This is a genomic window from uncultured Shewanella sp., from assembly GCF_947491715.1.
Classification (GTDB): Bacteria; Pseudomonadota; Gammaproteobacteria; order Enterobacterales; family Shewanellaceae; genus Shewanella.
In genome coordinates, this window is the sequence record NZ_CANLKR010000005.1 from 143,522 (window position 1) to 165,266 (window position 21,745).

24 protein-coding genes and 3 tRNA genes are annotated in these 21,745 nt (G+C 39.6%); 11 read left to right on the forward strand and 16 right to left on the reverse strand.

The features are described from left to right. Nucleotides 1-28: 28 nt before the first annotated feature. The 11 genes from Q0779_RS06720 to Q0779_RS06770 form a co-directional block, all read right to left on the reverse strand. Entirely contained in the window at nucleotides 29-1,171 is a 1,143-nt protein-coding gene (locus tag Q0779_RS06720; protein WP_298770819.1) for a flagellar basal body P-ring protein FlgI, read from the reverse strand. After that, a complete protein-coding gene (gene flgH / locus Q0779_RS06725; protein ID WP_298770861.1) occupies nucleotides 1,171-1,875 on the reverse strand; it encodes a flagellar basal body L-ring protein FlgH in 705 nt (234 codons plus the stop codon). Before flgH ends, Q0779_RS06720 begins: the two co-directional genes overlap by 1 nt. A gap of 10 nt (nucleotides 1,876-1,885) precedes the next feature. After that, on the reverse strand, nucleotides 1,886-2,674 hold the full coding sequence (flgG, locus tag Q0779_RS06730) for a flagellar basal-body rod protein FlgG (protein ID WP_298770820.1): 789 nt from the start codon (nucleotides 2,672-2,674) through the stop codon (nucleotides 1,886-1,888). Nucleotides 2,675-2,737: 63 nt separating this feature from the next. Next, nucleotides 2,738-3,481: a flagellar basal-body rod protein FlgF gene (gene flgF / locus Q0779_RS06735; RefSeq protein ID WP_298770822.1), complete on the reverse strand. Its 744-nt coding sequence runs from the start codon at nucleotides 3,479-3,481 to the stop codon at nucleotides 2,738-2,740. A gap of 232 nt (nucleotides 3,482-3,713) precedes the next feature. After that, a complete protein-coding gene (gene flgE, locus Q0779_RS06740; protein ID WP_298770823.1) occupies nucleotides 3,714-5,075 on the reverse strand; it encodes a flagellar hook protein FlgE in 1,362 nt (453 codons plus the stop codon). 70 nt (nucleotides 5,076-5,145) lie between these two features. Beyond that, nucleotides 5,146-5,841, reverse strand: a complete 696-nt coding sequence (locus tag Q0779_RS06745; protein WP_298770824.1) for a flagellar hook assembly protein FlgD — start codon at nucleotides 5,839-5,841, stop codon at nucleotides 5,146-5,148. Nucleotides 5,842-5,891: 50 nt separating this feature from the next. Beyond that, nucleotides 5,892-6,311 carry a flagellar basal body rod protein FlgC gene (flgC, locus tag Q0779_RS06750; protein ID WP_298770826.1) on the reverse strand — a complete coding sequence of 140 codons (420 nt, stop codon included), beginning with the start codon at nucleotides 6,309-6,311 and terminating at the stop codon, nucleotides 5,892-5,894. A 2-nt stretch (nucleotides 6,312-6,313) separates the two neighbouring features. Beyond that, nucleotides 6,314-6,712: a flagellar basal body rod protein FlgB gene (gene flgB, locus Q0779_RS06755; protein ID WP_298770828.1), complete on the reverse strand. Its 399-nt coding sequence runs from the start codon at nucleotides 6,710-6,712 to the stop codon at nucleotides 6,314-6,316. 85 nt (nucleotides 6,713-6,797) lie between these two features. Continuing rightward, entirely contained in the window at nucleotides 6,798-7,547 is a 750-nt protein-coding gene (locus Q0779_RS06760; RefSeq protein ID WP_298770830.1) for an ElyC/SanA/YdcF family protein, read from the reverse strand. A 96-nt stretch (nucleotides 7,548-7,643) separates the two neighbouring features. Beyond that, nucleotides 7,644-8,180, reverse strand: a complete 537-nt coding sequence (locus Q0779_RS06765) for a DUF924 family protein (RefSeq protein WP_298770832.1) — start codon at nucleotides 8,178-8,180, stop codon at nucleotides 7,644-7,646. Between the two features lie 48 nt (nucleotides 8,181-8,228). Beyond that, entirely contained in the window at nucleotides 8,229-8,768 is a 540-nt protein-coding gene (locus Q0779_RS06770) for a GNAT family protein (protein WP_298770862.1), read from the reverse strand. A 160-nt stretch (nucleotides 8,769-8,928) separates the two neighbouring features. On the opposite strand from Q0779_RS06770, the gene Q0779_RS06775 reads away from it, so the two are divergent. The 4 genes from Q0779_RS06775 to Q0779_RS06790 all read left to right on the forward strand — a co-directional run bounded on the left by Q0779_RS06775 (nucleotide 8,929) and on the right by Q0779_RS06790 (nucleotide 11,513). Further along, nucleotides 8,929-9,570, forward strand: coding sequence for a VTT domain-containing protein (locus tag Q0779_RS06775; RefSeq protein WP_298770833.1), 642 nt, complete (start codon nucleotides 8,929-8,931; stop codon nucleotides 9,568-9,570). 19 nt (nucleotides 9,571-9,589) lie between these two features. Then, on the forward strand, nucleotides 9,590-10,099 hold the full coding sequence (locus Q0779_RS06780) for a zf-TFIIB domain-containing protein (RefSeq protein WP_298770835.1): 510 nt from the start codon (nucleotides 9,590-9,592) through the stop codon (nucleotides 10,097-10,099). Nucleotides 10,100-10,399: 300 nt separating this feature from the next. Next, complete coding sequence (locus Q0779_RS06785) at nucleotides 10,400-10,585, forward strand: hypothetical protein (RefSeq protein WP_298770837.1); 186 nt, start codon at nucleotides 10,400-10,402, stop codon at nucleotides 10,583-10,585. A 475-nt stretch (nucleotides 10,586-11,060) separates the two neighbouring features. Next, nucleotides 11,061-11,513 (forward strand): hypothetical protein, encoded by a 453-nt coding sequence (locus Q0779_RS06790; RefSeq protein ID WP_298770839.1) that lies wholly within the window; start codon nucleotides 11,061-11,063, stop codon nucleotides 11,511-11,513. A gap of 180 nt (nucleotides 11,514-11,693) precedes the next feature. Here the strand turns inward: Q0779_RS06790 and Q0779_RS06795 are convergent, their stop codons facing one another. After that, nucleotides 11,694-12,152: a GNAT family N-acetyltransferase gene (locus Q0779_RS06795; protein WP_298770840.1), complete on the reverse strand. Its 459-nt coding sequence runs from the start codon at nucleotides 12,150-12,152 to the stop codon at nucleotides 11,694-11,696. Between the two features lie 194 nt (nucleotides 12,153-12,346). Here Q0779_RS06795 and Q0779_RS06800 point away from each other — a divergent pair, with 194 nt between their 5' ends. From Q0779_RS06800 to Q0779_RS06815, 4 genes are all read left to right on the forward strand, one after another. Then, nucleotides 12,347-13,198 (forward strand): alpha/beta hydrolase, encoded by an 852-nt coding sequence (locus Q0779_RS06800; protein WP_298770841.1) that lies wholly within the window; start codon nucleotides 12,347-12,349, stop codon nucleotides 13,196-13,198. Nucleotides 13,199-13,330: 132 nt separating this feature from the next. Then, the gene (locus tag Q0779_RS06805) at nucleotides 13,331-13,582 is read left to right on the forward strand and encodes a DUF2999 family protein (RefSeq protein ID WP_298770843.1); all 252 of its coding nucleotides are present in this window, start codon (nucleotides 13,331-13,333) and stop codon (nucleotides 13,580-13,582) included. Between the two features lie 84 nt (nucleotides 13,583-13,666). Then, complete coding sequence (locus Q0779_RS06810) at nucleotides 13,667-14,059, forward strand: PPC domain-containing DNA-binding protein (protein ID WP_298770845.1); 393 nt, start codon at nucleotides 13,667-13,669, stop codon at nucleotides 14,057-14,059. Nucleotides 14,060-14,454: 395 nt separating this feature from the next. Continuing rightward, the gene (locus Q0779_RS06815) at nucleotides 14,455-15,369 is read left to right on the forward strand and encodes a hypothetical protein (protein WP_298770849.1); all 915 of its coding nucleotides are present in this window, start codon (nucleotides 14,455-14,457) and stop codon (nucleotides 15,367-15,369) included. 182 nt (nucleotides 15,370-15,551) lie between these two features. On the opposite strand, the gene Q0779_RS06820 is transcribed toward Q0779_RS06815, so the two are convergent. Continuing rightward, a complete protein-coding gene (locus tag Q0779_RS06820) occupies nucleotides 15,552-17,744 on the reverse strand; it encodes a hypothetical protein (RefSeq protein ID WP_298770852.1) in 2,193 nt (730 codons plus the stop codon). 802 nt (nucleotides 17,745-18,546) lie between these two features. Here Q0779_RS06820 and Q0779_RS06825 point away from each other — a divergent pair. The 3 genes from Q0779_RS06825 (at nucleotide 18,547) to Q0779_RS06835 (ending at nucleotide 20,739) form a co-directional block, all read left to right on the forward strand. Continuing rightward, complete coding sequence (locus Q0779_RS06825) at nucleotides 18,547-19,464, forward strand: IS5 family transposase (protein WP_298770853.1); 918 nt, start codon at nucleotides 18,547-18,549, stop codon at nucleotides 19,462-19,464. Nucleotides 19,465-19,689: 225 nt separating this feature from the next. Next, the gene (locus tag Q0779_RS06830; protein WP_298770855.1) at nucleotides 19,690-20,019 is read left to right on the forward strand and encodes a zinc ribbon domain-containing protein; all 330 of its coding nucleotides are present in this window, start codon (nucleotides 19,690-19,692) and stop codon (nucleotides 20,017-20,019) included. A 138-nt stretch (nucleotides 20,020-20,157) separates the two neighbouring features. Beyond that, nucleotides 20,158-20,739, forward strand: coding sequence for a murein L,D-transpeptidase catalytic domain family protein (locus tag Q0779_RS06835; RefSeq protein WP_298770857.1), 582 nt, complete (start codon nucleotides 20,158-20,160; stop codon nucleotides 20,737-20,739). A 528-nt stretch (nucleotides 20,740-21,267) separates the two neighbouring features. Here the strand turns inward: Q0779_RS06835 and Q0779_RS06840 are convergent. The 3 genes from Q0779_RS06840 to Q0779_RS06850 all read right to left on the reverse strand — a co-directional run bounded on the left by Q0779_RS06840 (nucleotide 21,268) and on the right by Q0779_RS06850 (nucleotide 21,620). Then, nucleotides 21,268-21,353, reverse strand: a tRNA-Leu gene (locus Q0779_RS06840). Between the two features lie 85 nt (nucleotides 21,354-21,438). Further along, nucleotides 21,439-21,512, reverse strand: a tRNA-Cys gene (locus Q0779_RS06845). A 32-nt stretch (nucleotides 21,513-21,544) separates the two neighbouring features. After that, nucleotides 21,545-21,620, reverse strand: a tRNA-Gly gene (locus tag Q0779_RS06850). Nucleotides 21,621-21,745: the final 125 nt, after the last annotated feature.

Consider the following 21,745-nt stretch of genomic DNA (forward strand, 5'->3'; position numbering starts at 1 on the left):
AGTTCCATTTACCTTGACTCATGACGGTCTAAATCACAATCAACTCACCGTGTAAGGCACCCGCCATTTTCAATGCTTCTAAAATCGCCAACACATCAGAAGGCGCAGCGCCCACTAAATTGACCGCACGCACCAATTCATCCAATGTGGTGCCTGGATTGAACAAAAACATACGGCTGTCTTTTTCTGAGGCATTAATTTGGCTATTTGAGGTGACAACCGTCTCACCATTGGCGAAAGGATTGGGTTGTGAAACCGCATTCGCTTCGGCAATGGTCACCGTCAAACCACCATGGGTGACCGCAGCGGGTAATAAACGCACATCTTTTCCCACCACTATGGTGCCCGTTCGAGAATTGACAATCACTTTGGCTGACTCGTTAGCCACCTCAATTTGAATATTTTCTAATGTCGCCAAAAAAGACACTCGCTGTGACACGTCTCTTGGGGCACTGACTTGAATGGACGTCCCATCGATAGCCCGTGCCATTCCCGGTCCCAGCAATGCATTAACCGTATCGGCTAAACTTTTCGCCGTTGAAAAATCAGCGCGATGTAAATTAAAGGTCAAATAATCGCCACTCCCAAAGGGACTCAATACAGCACGTTCGACTATCGCCCCATTGGGGATCCTGCCCACAGTGGGCGTGTTTTGGATCACCTTAGAACCATCTAATCCTTCAGCACTAAAACCACTTACCACCATATTGCCTTGTGCAATGGCATACACCTTATCATCCAAGCCTTTTAAAAAAGTTTGCAATAAAGTGCCACCTCTAAGGCTTTTAGCTTCACCCACACTCGATACCGTCACATCCATGGTTTGACCCGGTTTAATAAAGGCCGGCATAGTGGCATTCACCACCACCACAGCCACATTCTTAATTTTGGGCCTAAAACCAGTGGGTAAATTAATGCCAAAGTTTTTCAGCATGGTCGTAAACGTTTGCTCGGTATAACGGGTTTTCTCCCCCGTGCCGGGCAACCCCACCACTAAACCATATCCCACTAATTGGTTATCTCGCACACCTTGCACATTGGCGATATCTTTAATGCGCTGAGCCTGAGCCAAAGGCGATAACCACAGATTGATGAACAATAAAATGAGAAACAATCCCCATCCCGCCCAAGATAAACGAGAATAAGCAGATTTACATAATCGTATCGTCATTAAAATGGCCACCAGCTGCTATAAAAAAACTGACTCAACCAACCCACATTTTGTGAATCCGCAAAGGTACCTGTACCACTGTATTGAATGCGAGCATTGGCCACACGAGGAGACTCAATTCGATTATCAGGACTAATGTCTTCGGCGCGAACAATCCCAGTGATCCGCACAAATTCATCGCCATTATTAATAGAGATCCACTTTTCACCTCGAATAACCAGATTGCCGTTACTCAATACCTGCATCACATTGGCAGAAATGCTACCCGCAAGACTATTGCTTTGATCGGCGTCCGCCTCTCGCTTCGTCTTCATGCTATCGGAATAATTAAGATCGATTGGATTACCATGGATAGTGACATTTTTACCCCCCGCATAGAGTGGGGCTAAGGTGAGATCCGAACCTTTACTGATTTCATTATTGGCACTTTTCTTCGCCGATGTGGACTCCATTAACACCACTGTAATGATATCACCCACTTTATGGGCACGAATGTCAGTGTAAAGGCTTGACGATTGCTGCTCTTGATATAAGGATCCCGTGGGCGCCATTTTGGTTGGCGGCGTCTCAGGATAAACAGGTGCATAATAAGGATCGTCCGCAATGGGTTTGCTTCGACCAGACGTACAAGCCGACAGTCCAAGTAGAATAAGGCAAGCCAGAAGCAAATGACGCCAAGAAGCATCAGATAAGCAACGCATCATAGTCTCAGTCTTAAAGATTTTGATTAACATAAGAAAGCATCTGATCCACTGCGGTAATGACTTTTGAATTCATCTCATAAATCCGCTGACTTTCAATCAAGTTGACGAGTTCTTCAGTCACATTCACATTTGACGTTTCAAGGGCGCCTTGACGTATCGCCCCCATACCATCCAATGCTGCCGTGCCTTCAATGGGCGCGCCACTGGCCCCTGTTTCAATGTATAAGTTTTGCCCCTGAGGTTCTAAACCGCTGGCATTAATAAAGTCTGCCATATTCAGTTGACCTAAAATTTGATTTTCAGCTTCACCGCTGACTTTCACCGACACTTCGCCTTCTGAAGACACGGTAATACTGGTGGCATCCTCAGGGATGGTGATCCCAGGTTGCACCACAAACCCGGAACCCGATGTGACAATTTGGCCCGTTTCATCCAGTGAAAATTGACCACTTCGTGTATAAGCGGCACTACCATCCGGCATTTGCACCTCAAAAAAACCGGGACCTTCAATCATTAAATCCAGTGAATTGTCCGTCGTCACCATATTGCCTTGGCTAAAGACTTTTTGCGTCGCCACCACTTTGGTCCCCGCACCAATATTGAGCCCATTGGGTAATTTTGTATTCGCCGCGCTCACGCCACCGGCCTGATTCACTGTCTGATAAAGTAAATCTTCAAATACCGCTCGGCTTTTCTTAAACCCGACGGTGCTGGCATTGGCCACATTATTAGACACTACGGCAATATCAGTTTGCTGAGCATCGAGTCCCGTTTTACTTATCCATAATGCTGGATGCATATTCCTCACCCCTTTACAAAAGCGAAAATAATGATTCTTATTGTTATTTTTGACTCATAATATCTAGCTAACACGCATCAATGATGCCGACGCTTTATCATTCTCTTCAGCGGTTTTCATTAACTTCACTTGCATTTCAAACTGACGCTGAATATCGATCATCGACACCATTTCATGGACCGCATTCACGTTTGAGCCTTCAACGGCGCCACTTTCAACCCTGACATTTTCATTTGCTGGCGCCCTGTTGCCAGAGAGCAAACGAAATAACCCATCCTCACCACGCATCATATTGTCATTGCCAGGATTAACGAGTTTTATCTGCGCCACTTCTTCAACCACATCCCCCGTGGCCCCAAGCGGACGTACCGAGATGATACCGTCTTGAGAGATTTCTACTTTATCAATAGGAAGCGGTAAAATAATCGGGCCATTCCCCCCCATAATCGGCGTGCCTCTATCATTTAGAAGCAAGCCTGTCGCATCAAAACGTAAACTGCCAGAACGGGTATACGCTTCTTCACCGTTAGGTGTTTGTACTGCTATCCAGCCATCACCTTTAACGGCAATGTCTAAATCCCGCCCAGTGGTTTTTATCGCCCCTGGCGTAAAATCTGATGCTGGCAACTCTGTCATGGCAAACACACGAGTCGGCAGTCCATCACCAAAAGCTTGCATTGAGCGGGCTTGCACCAAATCCGATTTGAAACCATCCGTATTGGCATTCGCCAAATTATTGGCGCTCACGGCTAACGCATTCATATTCTGCTTCGCGCCGCTCATGGCGATATACAGTAATTTATCCATTAATGACTCCGATAATCCCCTAGTGCTTTATTCATTGTGGTAACGGCTTTCTTTTAATAGAGCAAGAGGCAATCTTTATGCCACCTTTATTAAACCATTCTGCTAGCTGTATTCTGTTAACGAAATAAGCGTAGGCTCCGTGGTATTTCCATTATCAATGTGCATTATTTGCATTCATTGCAGGTAGCGGCAAGGACTTGCCGCGATTATCGATAGCTGAAATAGCGACACATTATCGGATCTGCAATATGGTTTGCTGAAGCGTATTATTCACTTCAAGGGTTCTTGAGTTGGCTTGGTAGTTTCGCTGCGCTGAAATGAGATCAACCAGTTCGTTATTTAAATCAACATTGGACTGTTCCAATGCCGATGACGTGATATCACCAAATGTACCACTATTGGCCTCACCTGCTAGGGCCGCACCTGAGTCTAAACTTGCCTTCCATGAGGTATTACCCACTTGGGTTAATCCTTGTTCATTGGCGAAACGCGCCAATGCCACTCGTGCCAATGGTACCGCAGTGCCATTACTGTAACTGGCCACAATGAGACCATCAGAGCCCACCTCGACATTGGTTAAACGACCAACGGTAGTGCCATCTTGAGTCAGCTGCGTTGCCTCTGAAACCCCCGCATATTGAGTGGGATTATTAAAAGCAATCGTTAATGTCTGCGCGCCATCGGTGCCAGCGCCTAATACGCCTGCCCCGCCTACGCCTAAAGATTGTGTGGTGATCGCCGCTGGTGTACTTCCCGTATAACTGCCCACATCATTGAAGGTCAATACAGCCCCTTGCCAACCTGCTGCAGTTTGTGCATTACCTGTGGTATCTGCCGCGCCATCCCCAGTGCTGTCAACATTGTAAGTCGCCGCTGTTCCATCCACATCCACAGGCTCGCCATCAACCGCGTAAAAAGCCACCCAATTACTTTCACCGGTATACGCAGCCCCTTCTGGACGGACAAAGTACGAGCTTAAAATATGCGGCTCACCTAAAGAGTCATACATAGTCACAGACGTCGAATAATTAAAGGTCGCACTATCATTAGGGTCAAATGCACTCACATCGAGTGCATCATCTCCCGCATTGAGGTTCATCTGCAATCCAATATTTTCGGTCATCGCTGGGCTACCTGCCGTATCCGGAATTTGCACCGGACCTGTGGTCGTTAAACTCACTGCGGTAGAGTTCCCCTCTTCATCAACGGGAAAGGTCTGTAAAAAGTTGCCTTGTGAGTCCGAAATGTAGTTATTTGCATCAACTTTAAAGTCACCAGCACGGGTAAACGAAAAGTCTTGATTGTCTATGCCAGAAGAGGTCACAAAAAACCCACCGCCACCAATAGCCATATCAAGGGCATTTTTGGTAAACTGCAGGCTACCTTGATGAAATTGCTGCGCCACTTGAGTGGTGGTAACGCCTCCACCGACAGCGGTTTTCGCATTAGAGAAAATAGAATTAGCATACACATCTGCAAATTCAGTACGTGACTCTTTAAAGCCTGTGGTATTCACGTTAGCAATATTATTTGCTGTGGTGTCTAAATCTTTTTGTGCAGCAGAAATACCACTGAGTGCAATATTAAACGACATATCCCCATCCCTTTGTCTATTTTATTTTTTACTTTTTATTTTCTTATTTTTTTAGCCGTAAACACAAACACTATGATTCAGATACCGCCAATACATCTCCCATTTGAATACCACCAAGTCCGCGCAAATTGAGTATGGCACCTGTATTTGCCGTCCCTAAAGACACGCTCGTCACATGAGCATAGGTAGACACTGGTAACTCCTGACTTTCACCGTCTATTCTTCCGCTGGCCTTAATCGCGTAACTCCCCGCAGCCACGGCCTCCCCATTGGCATCAAGGCCATTCCAACTAAGATCGATATTGCCACCGGCACTGCCATCGACAATATAGCTGGTCACTAAGGCACCATTTGCATCTTCCACTCGCACAGTGATCTCATTAATTGCCTCTGGGGTGCTCACAACCGAATTCAATGTCGGATCTTGCTCAGAGATATAGCCAGTATCTGAAGGAATAAGCACTTTTTGGCCCACTAAACTGGATGCTTCCAACGCTTGACTCGATGTCATAATGCCATTGAGATTAACAATTTCATCATTTAATTTACTGATCCCATCGGCAGTGGAAAACGAGGTTAATTGCTGCACCATTTGATCATTTTCTACCGGCTTAAAAGGATCTTGCATGGAGAGTTCTTGAGTCAACAAGGTTAAAAAATCTTCTTGGGTCAACTCTTGATTATTCTCTTCTGGGATCACCGATTCGGTTGGCAGCCTCAGAGCGTCTAAAAAAGGATTCCCCGTCACAATACTGGATGCACTCATACAAGACCTCTTTTATAACGATATGGAGCAGTGGCAATAATAAATAGCATTTATGATTTCCCTATTTTTAAGGTTTGCTGCAACATGCTTTTCGCCGCATCGGTGACTTGAACGTTCATTTGGTATGAGCGAGACGCTGAGATCATGTCGGCCATTTCTTCCATCACATTCACATTTGGTTTATAAATAAACCCTTCAGTGTCTGCCATAGGATGATTAGGAGAGTAAGTTTTCGTCAGGGGTAAATCACTTTCAACTATGCCTTTCACTGCCACGCCCACCGAAGATTGCTGCTGTTTGTTCGCTTTTTCCATACTGGCTTCAAAAATAGGGTGTCGAGCACGATACGTGCTATCAACACTGCTAGAAACCGAATCGGCATTGGCAATATTACTGGCTGTCGTATTCAGCCTCACAGACTGTGCAGACATTCCGGATCCCGCCACATTAAATATATTAAATAAGCCCATGATTATTCACCTCTAATTGCTTTTTTCAATCCTTTGAAACCACTGTCTAAAAATCCCAGTGACATCTGATATTCCAAGGTGTTTTGCATAAATGCTGATTGCTCCTGCTGCATATCGACAGTATTACCATCTCCCGTATCGGGCTGGGTCGGTATACGATAACCTGGCATCTGTTGTGATAAGGCTTTTAAGTCAAAATGCTTACTATGACTCTTTACCATTTGCAACCCATTTTGTTGTCGGCTGGCAGAAGCGAGGGCTTTGTCAAAGTCAATATCACGAGCCTTATATTGTGGCGTATCGGCATTGGCAATATTGGAAGATAAGACTTCCGCTCGTTGAGACCGCACCCCTAGAGTATATTGATGAACCCCTAAGGCTTTATCAAAGTTAATCGCCATAATTTTGCCTCTTGATATTGAATATAAAATATCAAGCAATTGATGTGCCAAAGGATAATTACGGCAACATATTGCCGTTGTCGAACTAAGGTTTAATCTTCATCCATAACAGACCAATCCATTCATGAAGCCCTGTAGCAGACATCTGCAAATAACACTCTTTTGGATAAAAGTCAGAAAGTGATAAAGAGCCACATCGCTCTCGACTTAAATGCATCGTAGGGGCAGGGATGACAGTCATATGCGCTTTTTGATAAAACGCCATGGTTCTGAACATGTGGCTAGCTGTTGTCACCACAGCAACGGATTGATTATTGACCCGCTCACTGATTAATGTCACTTCTTCTTCGGTGTCTCTTGGTGTTTCAAAAATCTGAATGCACCTATCAGGTATTCCCAACACCAAGGCGAGCTCTTGATGCATGGCTGCCGTTGAGCGGGTATGGCCTAAGCTACTATATCCTGATAACAACATAATGGCCTCAGGGTTCAAATGCCAGATCCGCACCGCTTCAACCACTCGAATACAGGAGGTATAACTTAATTGACTCGTGATAGGTAAAGAAGGGTCTTCAATATGGCCACCACCTAATACGTGAATAAACCCTACAGATGCATTTGAATAAACCGGATAGCGAAATTCAAGAGGCCTCAATAAGCCAAAAGCAACAGGTTTAAGACTCAATAAATAAAGCAAAACAACACTCAACCCCAATAAGGTATACCCTAAGATTCCATCAAATAAATAAACAAAAATCAAAGCAAGTAACATGATGCCTAAACAGGCAGGTAAGGGGTTTAAGAGATGGCCTAACACCCACTTGATATAAAACATGTCAACCTCAATGATACCAACTGATGCTCAAACAGCACAGAGGGTTCATATGATCTATCAATCTATTAAGTGTAGTTCTCTTGTCTATGTTTAGTCTTAAAAATGTGAGTGGGGCTGCTTGAGAAAATCCAACTCTTCAACTGTGGACTCCCGACCTAAAATATCATTTCGATGGGGATAACGACCAAACCTGTCAATAATGGCCTTATGTTGATGTTCATAATCCACGCTCGATTCTACGGCTCTTTGCTTAAACAAGGGCAGAGCCATTTCATGAATAAGTCGCGACTCACTATGCATCATAGGCATATACAGAAAACTGCACTCAATACGGGTTAATTGTTTATCGGCCCTATGCGCGATAGCCTCTTGGCATAAAGCCAATGCCAATGAGTCGGACCCAAACGCTTGAGGGGTATCCCGATACATATTTCTTGAAAACTGATCAAGAACGATAATTTCGGCCAACCGCCCTTTCGCTGTTTGCCGCCATGCATAAAGCTCACAACGATTAGCCTGATGATGTATTTTAGCAAATTGTTCTCGAATAGTTTCATCAAATATGGGATCTTTTTCCCACCACTGAGCAGGTTTTATCTCTTCAAACCAAAATTGCAATATTTTTTGATACATAAAGTTTCCTTTTGCATTCATGCCATTTAGCTTATCAACAAGATTTGTCTATGCTTGGTACTCTGATTTCAATACGGCATAAACATATTCATCACCCCAAGCCCCTTTAAAAAAAACATTGTTGATAAAATGAGCTTCTTGTCGAAAATTAAGCCTTTCAACTAATTGGCATGAAGCACTATTTTGGGTATCAGTAATGGCTATCACTCTGTGTTTATTCAGCGTATTAAAGAGATAGGCTAATAATGCTTTCACCGCTTCATAAGCTATCCCTTTACCCTGAAACTGCGGCGCTAACGTAAATCCTATTTCAACTTGTTGTTCATCAATAAAATGCACCGCTAAATCACCAAACAATGTTTCAGTCTTACGGTCAACAATGGCGAGTTGATACCAGCAACCTTCTTGCCCAAAAGAGGCATAATCCGTTCCCGCTAATAATGCTTGTGCATCCGCCAAGCTATAATTTTCATCCCAACTTTGATACTTTGCCACCGCTGGCATCGCTCGATATAAGCTGAAAGCCAAAAGATCATTGTCAGACAACCCTCTTATCAATACACGATCCGTTATTAATTCAGGACACATTCCAATACCATTATAAATAATAATTAACGCTAAAATATCAGGATAAAAAATAATAAACAACATATAGTTAATCTAACAAATTAAAAATAACAAGCTTCAGAAATAATTAGTTACAGGTAAGTATTAGGTATTATTATGCTATTCGAGAAATAATGAGCTTATGCAATATCTTGCCATATTTATCGACTTTATTTTACACTTACATACTCACCTCAATAGCTTAGTCGCTTATATGGGGAATGGATCTTATTTCATTTTCTTTCTCATCATTTTTAGTGAAACTGGCTTTCTCATTTTTCCCTTCTTACCCGGCGACTCTTTATTATTAGCAGTAGGTTATCTGGCGAGTATCGGAACACTTGATATGTATATTTTATTACCTTCATTAATGCTCGCGGCAATATTAGGTAACACGATAAATTACCTCACTGGCCGATGGCTTGGTCCTAAAGTATTTCACTTTCCTCAATCACGCTGGTTTAACCCAGGTCACCTGAAAAAAGCTCAACACTTTTATGAGCTATATGGAGGTCTTGCGCTTGTTTTTGCACGCTTTATTCCTATAGTACGTACTTTTGCTCCCTTTGTTGCTGGTATTGCGGCCATGAATTGGCGACGGTTTCAATTTTTTAATGGAATTGGCTCATTAGCTTGGATTGCTATCCTTATTGAAGTAGGCTATTTTTTAGGTCATATACCTTTTGTAAAACACCATTTAAGTTTAATTGTATTAGGTATTATTCTTGTTTCTATTGCACTGCCTATTATTGGATGCGCAATACAGAATAGAAAAAATAACTGAATCACATGGAAGACTCATCATGCTATGCCCAAGAACTGGAACGCCTCTTAAAGCAGTTAAAGTCGGTGGAATTACGGTCGATATATCCACCGCTTGCGGCGGTGTATTCTTCGATCACCTAGAACTACAACATTTTGATGAAAAACATGAACGGCGCGGTCAAGTATTAGCAGATCATTTAAAGCAATTCACGCCACCAAAAATAGATTTAAACCAACGAATAAAATGCCCCAAATGTATCAAAATTATTATGCAAAGGCATTACTATAGCCCTAAAAAAATTATTGAAATTGACGAGTGCCCAGGTTGCGGTGGGTTTTGGTTTGATTATGGTGAACTTGAAAAAATAAGAACACTTTTCCCCACAAAGGCAGACAGGGACAATGCGGCTAGAGAATTTGAAGAAAACATCATCCACAGTTCCCAATACCAAGGTCACATTAAACATTTAGAAGCCAAAGAAGCGATGGCCAAAAGAATACAGAACATTAAGCAGGTCAATTCTTTTTTGTATTTATTCAATCCCTGAATCATAAAAACAAGTCAATATTAATCCATACACAAACGCCATCAATTGCACAACAATAGCGCCTATAACAAGCAACAAAAAATATGAAATAGTATGTTTATTGATTATTTCAACAAGGTATAATCAACTCCTTATTTTTTATATTAAAGTAATACGAAAAACGTCCTAAACATTGAGTAATCACTCCAAAATGATACATTTTATAACAGAATCCACTTTGACAAATGTAATTTCTATGCTACAAACCAACTTAAACAAGAATAAAAATATAACAAACAAAGTCATATAGAGATAGCAGCCATGGCATGTAATTTAGATGAAGATATAAAGTATTTTATTAAAAAACAAAAAGATAAAATACAGGGAAATTTAAGTAAAACAGGGTTTAAAGAATGCTTTCATCAACATACACACAGTGATAAAAAAACGACAAGTGAAGATGCAAATACCTTGAGTATTAGCACCTATTTATTTTCTCAGTCTTAAATAGTCTTTTTACTCTATTCATGCTGAACATCCTGACAATAAAAGATAAAAGACCTTGATCTCGATATCAAGGCTCCTCCCCTTCCAATATTACCCCGCTACCTACGACTATCATGTTAACCCTCCTTCTCAGTGAATACTAGAGGATGAAAGACATTAATATAATGATATACAAACACTTTACTATACTCATAGTACCAATACATTAACAGTTAAACATAAAGGAGATATCAGTAAGAGACTTAAAAGAAAATAAGTACATATTGCTGAAATAGACCAATCCAAAAATGGAGACGGTTTAACCTTAAATTATTAACATCCTATCTATATTATTATATTTATTCTATTTCCCTAATATTTAAAATATATGTTTATACTTGTGAATACTGCCATTACTTGCTACCGTTGCAATGTTAACAACTAATTAACACACTCAAAATTAGCTGTACTGAAAAATAAACCTGAAGGAGATAAAATGGAAGCATTAGTCAAGTATGCGCCTGAACAAGCAGGAGAGTTATTTCAATACCGCTCTAAATACCTTGTATGCGGACAATATAAACAAGATATACAATACCCAGATATGTATTACGCAAGTTCCTCTTATCTTCACTTAGAAGATACGGAACATCCTAATCATATTGCTTATTATATTGCAGGAAACAAAACGCAATGCCATACCTATAGGTTAATATTAAACATTAATGATATTAGTTATATGCCCGCTGATAAAGAATACTTACTGGCCTGCGCTAAAGATTTATATTTATATATATTTGACCGCCCACTTGATGAAAGAATTATTCATGCAATAAAGCATGGACAGGATGTTCAATTTATTTACAAAAAAACGAACATTAGTTTATATAAAAGGGATTGGTCTGCTAGTGCAACAAATGGATTTGAACTTGAATTTAGCATTGGCTAGTTATCTTCGTCAACCCAATCCGATAATCGTTATTTTACTGAACAGAGTCTCTTGGCATGGATGCCTATCTCAATAGTGATACATTAGTCACTGAAATTGACATACTTTCCCTCTCATGATCAGCATCCCTCACTATGATGTACTATTAAAGTCAAGGCCATTTAAACCAATGACATTATGTCAATTCACCGTACACGCTAACTTTTTCTCAAAATAAAATAATAATTGACCATCAATATTTTGTTGGTCAAATTGTTGGTAACCTAATTTTTGATAAAGATACTGACCTCTCAAATTAGTATCAAACACATCTAACCAGATTCGATGAGCCTTCAACTCAGACTGACAATACAATTCCATTTTTTGTATGGCTAACTGACCCAGCCCCCGACCTCTGCCATTCGCTCCAATAACAATACGACGAAACTCAACACTGCTAGAAGCATCATTGGCTAAAATAATAAAACCAACAAACACTTGACTTTCTAATATAGAAAGATAAACGATCTCATCCTTAAGCATTTCACTAATATGTTTTTCATGACTATAAGGGATAATATACTCAATCGTTTCTGCATTTTGCTCCATAGACACAAAGTATGGGATGTCTTCAACACACGACGCTATTAATTCAATCATATATTATTGTTAACCTAGAACTTTGCTTTTGCTGCTTCTCAAATGAGTAAACCAGCTTCCATAGCAATGTATAGTCGCTCACCATTGTCTTTATGTAAACCTTAATTTAACCACTAAAGAGCAACAGCCCCTAAACTCAGAGTAGAAGATAATGTTATACTTGCGGGTAACACATTACATCATTAGGGGATCATATGGCCTCTGTTAGGCATCATAGCCATTTTTTTATCACCAATGATAATGTTAAATTACATTACCTTGATAAAGGAGAAGGCCAACCTATCGTGATGCTCCCAAGCTGGAGCCTCAGTACCGATATATACCAGCATCAAATTACAGCGCTAAGCAAAAAATATCGTGTTATTGCATTGGATATGAGAGGGCACGGTTTATCTGAAAAAGTTGATTACGGTTATAAAATTTATCGATTTGCACACGATTTATATGAATGTCTTAATCACTTAGATATACAAGGCGCTACCTTACTCGGCCATGCGGTAGGCGCATCCATTATTTTATGCTATTGGGAGCTTTTTGGATCACGGCACATTAAAAAGCTTATTTTAGTCGACAGAGCAGCCACTCCCATTATCAATCCCGCTTGGTCAAGTGATGACATAGCACATTTTGGACCAACTTCAGATACCGCTACAGTGCAAACATTGTGTCATCAAATTGCCAGTGTAGGAGGAAGACAATACCAACAAATTTTGCTCAACTATATGTTATCAAAAAATATCTCAAACACAGACAAGCAGCATATACTCGACAGTGCTTCTGGCCTACCCAATACTGGTGCAGCCAATCTATTTTATGATAATTACCATCAAGATTGGCGCAACACACTCAAGTATATTTCCCTTCCCACTCTCATTATTGCAGGTAGTGGCAGCCCCATTGCCGTTTCTTCACAGAGATGGATGAGTCAACAAATAAAACATGCAAGGCTAAGGGTTTTTGCCGTAGAAGAAGGAGGAAAGCATTTCCCATTTATCGAAAACCCTAAAAAATTTAATCACCTTATTGACGAGTTCCTTCAATCCTAATTCATTGTATCCGCCTAACAAGCAAATCAAAAAGAAATCACTCACAATCCTTTTTGTACTAGACACTATTTTGCTAGAATATCGCCAACTAAAATAAGCTCCATTTCTTATATAAACATTAAAGGTAACTGAATGAATCCTATTCTTACACTCTTAAAAGAACATAATGTCAGCGATGAACAAACTAAAGCCGTTTTTCAGGCATTAACTGAAAATCCACTCATGGCGATGACGACAGTACAAGAGTTGGGGATCCCACAAGAAAAATTACAATCCTTAATGATGTTACTGATGCAACAACCTGAGCTAATTAAAGAAGCCGTCAATGAATTAGGCTTGGACTTTTCTAAAGTAGAAAAAGCAAAAGCAAGCTTAAATAAATAGTCAGTCACCAATGAATTCCATACGAAAAGTCAGCCCATTAACTGGCTTTTATTCTCTCACTCAATACTCTCTATGGACATAATCATGATCACCCCCCTTGCCTCTCGTCTTACACAAGGCACTGATTTAAAGGTCGCTATTCAAGAAGTGGTTCAAAAAAATCACATTACGGCTGGAAGTATCGCTTCTTGTGTCGGTAGCTTATCCGCACTCAAAATCAGGCTTGCAGGTGCAACTGACACTCTCACACTGCAAGAGCCTCTAGAAATAGTCTCTGTGATGGGCACACTGACCCTTAAACACACCCATATTCATCTCTGTGTAGCCAACCAAAAAGGTGAGGTCTTTGGAGGCCATTTACTAGAAGGTTCGATTATCGACACCACAGGCGAACTCATTATTCATCATTATCCTCAACTCAACTTCACAAGAGAATACGATCCCAACACAGGCTTTACTGAGCTTGCTATTGATTAACATGAGCAACCTAACAATGAAATAATGAGTCAACTGAAGAGCTAACATTTAAACATTATACATAAAAGAAAGTGCTCCCTTATTCGCCTAATAATCTTACAAATAAAATAAAGTGACATCATGTTTAAAATCAATAAACATAGCCCCTTCTTACGGTTATATATTATAAAAAATAATATTTAACGCCCATTAACAAAAAATCGAATAATATAAATTCGAATATTATATTTTGTTACATATATACACTCCTATAATGTGTTTTATATGTTAAATTCTATATAGAATGTTACTTGATAGCCATCAAAATTTATTTTACTCCGACTATCAATGCCATTTTAAATGTCATACCTAAAATAAACCATTACTATTCAACACAAGGAAAAGGATATCAGTTTATGTTGAAAAATAATAAAGCAACACCAATAAGAAAACCAGCCAAACAGACAATCACACACTCAATTTATGGAAAAATAGCAATACTTGATGAATCAAATAATCCATCGGGAACCCATAAAGATCGCATGGCACAGACCATTGCAACTATCTATCAAGAGATGTTGAAACACCATACTAAATTGAGATTATCTATAATATCCAGTGGTTCTGCTGCATATGCTATTCAAATCGCGTTAATTGAACGCCAACTCCCTTCATTAAAAGTACTGATTGACTCTTCAAGAGAAGAAATTAACATATTAGAAAAAATGGGATGTGAAATATACACATGTGATCTCGAGTCTCATTTATTATCATCTAATGATATTCTAACACTCACAAACAATAAAAAGGGGATAGAAATCACATCCAATATGGCGATTAAACCCTACGATAGTTATTACAAAGATTTTATGTCTCACTTGTCCCACTTTAATAACGGTTACATCTTTGTGCCTTATGGGACAGGTCATCTCTACGGTAGCTTTTTATCTATGGATATTTTTAACGAACCATTTAATGTCAATGTCATAGGTGGAAAAACACATTGTAAATATTCAAAAGCAGATAAACTCTATGCACCATTTAACCCCTTCTCAATAATCGATGACAATTTCATCAAAACTAAAGTCGCAATGAAAAGAATAGGACAATACTCATCTATCAATGAATTTACCGAAAAGTCTCTTGATGATGCAATCTTACTTGCCAACAATAGCCAACTTAACCTTGAACCTTCAGCTTTAGGAGGGTTAGCCATAATGATTGACATGTTTAAGAATGATTCTTTGACATTTAGCGATAATAAACTCGTTATCGTGACAGGAAAAAGTAAAGTCTATGATGAAGTTAATCAAGGTACTAAAATAGCTTAACTGGCATCGCAATAATGAGTGTTCAATGTCGAACATTTTACCATATGCACACTGGCAATCTTATCGTTCACTATTGGCTAAATGAACAGCAAATAGTGAACGTTCTGTAAGAATAAAAACAGCTAAAGCGTAACACTTGGGGGTCACTCCCTTAGCAATAATCTTAGTGTCTTCTTTAAAATTTACTGCCCGCTTTCAACGCTATTAGAGTGGTATACCATCACCTCCCATTCATTTTGTTGACCTGCGACATAAGTGTCTATGGTTGGATTTTTAATATAAGTCCAAGCCACTTTCCCCTCAGAAAGATACACTGGCTCATCGAGTCCTCCCCAACCATGATTAGGAAGTCTAGCAGGGCCTGCTAATATATTAAAATCCTTATCTATTTCCATCACATGATAATCTTTAGGCACTAACATACGCATTGCACCGCGACTGCTATCGGTTCTGTCAAACGATAAGCCGTCAGAGATACACTGAAATCGCGCATAGCCAAGTAAATAACGTCCATTACGTAAATCAATGAGTTGAGGATCACTGATTTGACAATCCTCATCTTCAACAAGCCAATGAAAAGCAGAATTACTGATGCTTCCATATTCCCCATTCACTTTAGCAATGCCAATTCGAGTTAATGAACTTGCCTCTAGCGTATTTCCCGAATACAAGCCTTGTCTTGGCAAGCTAGGATAAAGTCCATTTTTTTCCCAATACTCATAACTCATATACGAAATAAAACAGTTTACCGAATCATAATCAGCGCACTGACTGTCAAAAGCGTTAGATGAATGGGTATCAACACCCACTTCGTTAACGAGAAATCTTTCCATGTCTGTATCATCAATATATTTCGGAGCCACAATCACAGATAAGTTAGTGTCAAAATCAACTGGTACAACAGTATGCCCACCACCATTGGAAACCATCGCTGAAGTAGCAGGAACAAAATAATTCACCACACCTTCAGAGCTACTGCTCGCGGAGTCCATTTTAATTGCTACCGTGCCAAGTTGACCATGGCTATTTCCAATCCAATCATTCCAATCACTGGTGCAAATAGCACCAAATGATCCTCGTGCTGGATTATAAAAACTACGAATATTTAAAACATGGCCATCTCCACAAGCCCAAGACCAACCTCTATCACTGTCATTTATTTCCCAGTTATCTCGATCAATAACCGTTAATCCCGCAGAATAATGAGAATTGCCATAACCATCAAACATTCTTGCTGATACAGAAAAAGCATAAGCACTTTTCCCTTGGGCATCATTGTCAACATAAATAAGCTCTTGAGTGCCTAAATGAGTCCCCCCATGCATCTTATTAACAACATAAGCGGCAGGTTTCTCAGACAATAATTTATTGTCATCCCATTCCATTAGCCAGATTTGATCATTATATTTATATAAACTGTCACGAATATGCGCTAATAAAGCACTATGGTCCTCCTCTGACAATTGATCAATGATATAAGCCATTTCATCAGCCATATCTGAGCCTTTAATGGTATTAAAAGTAATACTTTCATCGAAATTATTGTCAGGAAAAGTAACTTGCAATCCTGGAAGAAAATCCTGAATCGTCAATGTAGGGTGTTCGGTAAAGAAATAAATAAGAGGATTATGGTTAGTGGCGACCATTAATCCTATATCTTGTTGAATTCGAGATTCAATTTGACTCTTATTATCCTCTGTTTTCATCCAAGTTGTGCCGAATTGTTCGATAAGATCGGCATTAACCTCATCTTCAACATGAGCCTGATAGCCAGTATTGCAAAGTACTGCAACTCGAGAACAATCATTACTTGCTGTAATACCATGGGATTCATAACATTGGTTTAAAACGGCAGCATTACCCGTTTGCTCAAAATTTTCTGTTGCAGGGTTATACTTTAACTCATAAACCGAACCATACGTAGTATCTTGACTACTGCTTCCTTCAGAAAGAGAAATAGACACAAACATGCGTGGCGTCGTTGTTTCTGTATCACAAGTCGCAGTGTAACTTCGAATAGGTAGATTGATGTTATCTTCATTTTGCTGACTATCTGTACGCCCAATATAATGAGCAACTTGATATTGTTCTTTAGCATTCAATTGAGCATCAGGTAATGTCACTTCTATTGCCGTCAGCGTAGCAAAACCCAAGTCACTTCGCTCTACTTCACCCGTTGTGACTGTAACAGGATCTTGAACAACTGGCTCATCTTCCGAAATCGGATCGTCCACAACACCTGAATCATCACCTTCCCCTTCGCTTTGATGACTCTCATGGGTACTAGGCTCTGGATCGCTCTCAGATCCTCCACAAGCTGATAGTAACATCAGCGAACTAAAACAAAGTAAAATACGAATAGTACTATTTGGCATTATTATACCTATTTGAAAATATCATGATTTTAATATCCATAAAAAATTTATAGACCCAGATAAAGCATATTTTTAAGCTTCACAGTTGAAAATACTTCGCCGTAATAAAACACTCTTATTGACGGCTCTATGACATTAAGAATGTTCACTCACACATCATTTATAAATTGAATTAAGTGAGAAAAAGTAAAATATTCTAATTTTAAAACGACCCTATATTTCACCACTTAAATAAAAAACAATATTGATAATAATAAACAACAAAAATAATAAATCACGATCATTTACAATTAAATAAAAATAGATATATAACAACAGGATAAAAAACAATAAATCAAAATAGACACAAACAGATTACTTTACCATCAAAACAGAAGTTAAATTAAAAATAATTAATACTAAGTTAATCTTTTATTCATAAATTGAAAGTATCACTAATAAATAACATGGAATAGCTATATCTATTCATTCACAACTCACACTATCTGTCTCACATATTCAATTAAATATTGGCCTTGTTTAACTCAGCTTGGCGTTAACGACTCGTTTATATAAAATGACATCACCACTTAAAACTCATATTGACTAACCTCTAAATAAAGTGAAACCAAAATGTGAATAGGAAAAATGAGAATTAGTCCGCTTCGGCTGTGAACAAGTGGTACTTGAATATCCACAAAACAGGAAATGAATGCATATAACTGCACTTTTACACCTATATACAGCGTTGTTGCCTAAATCTAAGGAACCATTTGGCTGTTCTGTGATCTGATCGTATAAGTATCAAAACGAAACAGACGACATGGGCAAATCCAAACGTAAAATAACGAACTGGAAACAGTATAACCAAGCATTGATCAATCGAGGTTCGGTCACTTTTTGGCTGGATGACTCCGCTATCGATGCTTGGCACTGCAAAACCCATCACGGCGGCCGTGGTAGAGGTTTTCAATTCAGTGATACCGCAATTGAAACCGCCCTTATGCTCAAAGGCGTCTTTAAGTTATCACTGCGAGCAACAGAAGGCTTCATCAATTCTCTGTTTCAACTGATGGATGTGCCATTAGCGGCACCGGATTATACTTGTATAAGCAAACGGGCCAAGACTGTTAAGGTTAACTATCGCAGTCCCTGTCGAGGCCCCGTCACTCATCTTGTTGTGGATTCAACAGGATTGAAAGTTTACGGTGAAGGCGAATGGAAAACGCGCAAGCACGGTAAGGAACGGCGACGCACATGGCGTAAGTTGCACCTCGCGATTGATGCAAAGACTCATGATGTTGTCTCAGCTGAAGTCAGCCTCGTTAATGTCGCTGATAACGAAGTGTTCCCCACATTGTTCAACCCACTTCGCCGGAAATTAAGTCAAGTCTCAGCCGATGGTGCATATGACACAAAAGCGTGCCATCAGTTACTGCGACGCAAAGGGGCAAAACCCACAATTCCACCGCGTTCAAACGCAGGATATTGGGAAAAGGGTCATCCGAGAAATAAAGCTGTTGACGCATTGAAATCTGGAACGTTAAAGCAATGGAAAGTTGACAATGATTACCATCAACGCTCACTATCGGAGACGGCGATGTACCGTTATAAACAACTCATTAGCAGCAAGTTAAGCTTGCGTGATTACAATGCACAGGTGGGGGAAGCATTGGCTGGCGTCAAGGCGATAAACAAAGTCATAGGGCTAGGTATGCCTGTTCGACAGGCAACTGCATAAAAACGGAAAACCTTGCTATAGCTGTATCTCAAGCAGCTATTTGATCAACAAGGCCCCTATATACCCGTGACTGAGGGATCCCCAGTCACGGGTATATTATCCCTCGAAATACATCGAACCTCATTCTAAATTGAGCAATATTTGTTAAGGCCAACTCAAATCAAACCCAATTTAAACTAGAATTAAACTAGAATTAAGAAACAGTCACACATAGAGTACATCGTCATGGCACTCATTCTTTGCAGTCAATGCCAACAGCCTATTTCAAAAGACAGCTCAACTTGTCCACTCTGTGGCCATCCAAATGAGCAACAAACTCAACCTAAAATAGAAGGCCCTGAAAGAAAAGTTTCATGGCCATTATTGCTTGGCATTATCTTTATACCTTACATTTTTGTTTGGTTCGTTCTTCGTAAAGGTTATAAACTCACAACTCAAGCTATTTCCCTCGCCTGGTTAGCCTTCATGTTATATTGCCTAGCCATTGAGTTTTATGATCCCAAACACCATCCGTTACACTACGAAAAGCAACTCATTGAGATACAAAATGAATAATAGACAATTTCATACTATTAACCATGAACACCTATTAACTAAAATGAACGTCATTAATCCAAGATGATTTTTCAACAAAAAATAAAGCCATTATTGCCACTTACACTACTTTTTGCTTGTTTATTAGCAGACAGTTTAGTGGCCAGTACTTTAAATCCCCCCTCTTCAAAAATCAATATTGAAATTTTACGTTTTGCAAATAGTATTCTTTCAGAGCCTAAAATAAAAAAACTAACCTCATCAAATATTGTCACTGTTATCGATTTTTCATTAAATTCCGCTCATAAAAGATTATGGGTTGTCAATATAAAAAGCGATAAAGTTATTTATAGGGCATTAGTCGCTAATGGTATAAACCCATTTCACTTTTCCAACAAACCCCACAGCCATGAATCAAGTATCGGCATTTACTTAACTGAATCGGTCTATTACGGTAAACATGGATTATCCTTAAAACTAAAAGGTATTGATGGTAAGTTTAATAATAATGCAGAAAGCCGACATATCGTCATGCACAAAGCACGATATGCATCCATAAACTTTGCTCATCTACATCACAAACTTGGAAAAAGCTGGGGTTGCTTTGCTGTTGAACCTAAGCTATCAAGAACGATTATTGAATATATAAAAGGTGGCACTATACTTATCGCCTATTTTCCCAAAAAAGAGTGGTTCAAAGACTCACCTTATATTTATCCTAACACCCCAAAAATTAAATAACTTAACAAGAACATACTCAAGAACAAGAGACGAGGGATAATAACCCCGAGTCTCAATGAATACCGTCAGCATACAAGGTTAACTTTAACAGTCATACAGATAAAAAAGCCCTGACATGAGTCAGGGCTTTAATAATCTTTACAATAAAGATGGTACCCGAGGCCAGACTTGAACTGGCACGCCCTTCTTAAAAGCAAGAGACGAGGGATGATAATCCCAAGCATAAAGCAATCCCATACAATCTGAGTAAAACTGTTTATCTTTTTAGAAAATTTAAACAAAAAAGCCCTAGCATTAGCTAGGGCTTTAATACTCTTTGCAAATTTTATATTGCAATAAAGATGGTACCCGAGGCCAGACTTGATACCTGTACGCCCGTCTTAAAAGCAAGAGACGAGGGATGATAATCCCAAGCCTGAATCAATACCGTCAGCATACAAGGTTAACTTTAACAGTCATACAGATATAAAAAAGCCCCGACTTAATGTCGAGGATTAAATACTCTTTACTATCTGATTAGTATAAAGATGGTACCCGAGGCCGGACTTGAACCGGCACGCCTATTAAGCGAGGGATTTTAAATCCCTTGTGTCTACCGATTCCACCACTCGGGCAAAACGGGTTGAATAAATTGATACGTATTATCGGTAGTTAATACTGCCATTGATAGTAAAATCGCTGACTCAATTATTCTTAATATGGAGGCGCGACCCGGAGTCGAACCGAGATCGACGGATTTGCAATCCGCAGCATAGCCATTCTGCCATCGCGCCAAATTTTATTTCAAAATAACTTTAAAATATTTTGGAGCGACATATCGGGTTCGAACCGATGACCTATACCTTGGCAAGGTATCGCTCTACCAACTGAGCTAATGTCGCTTATTTTGCTACTCTAACACAATTGAAGGTATCAACTTTCAACCTTATCAACTGAGCTAATGTCGCTTATTTTGCTACTCTAACACAATTGAAGGTATCAACTTTCAACCTTATCAACTGAGCTA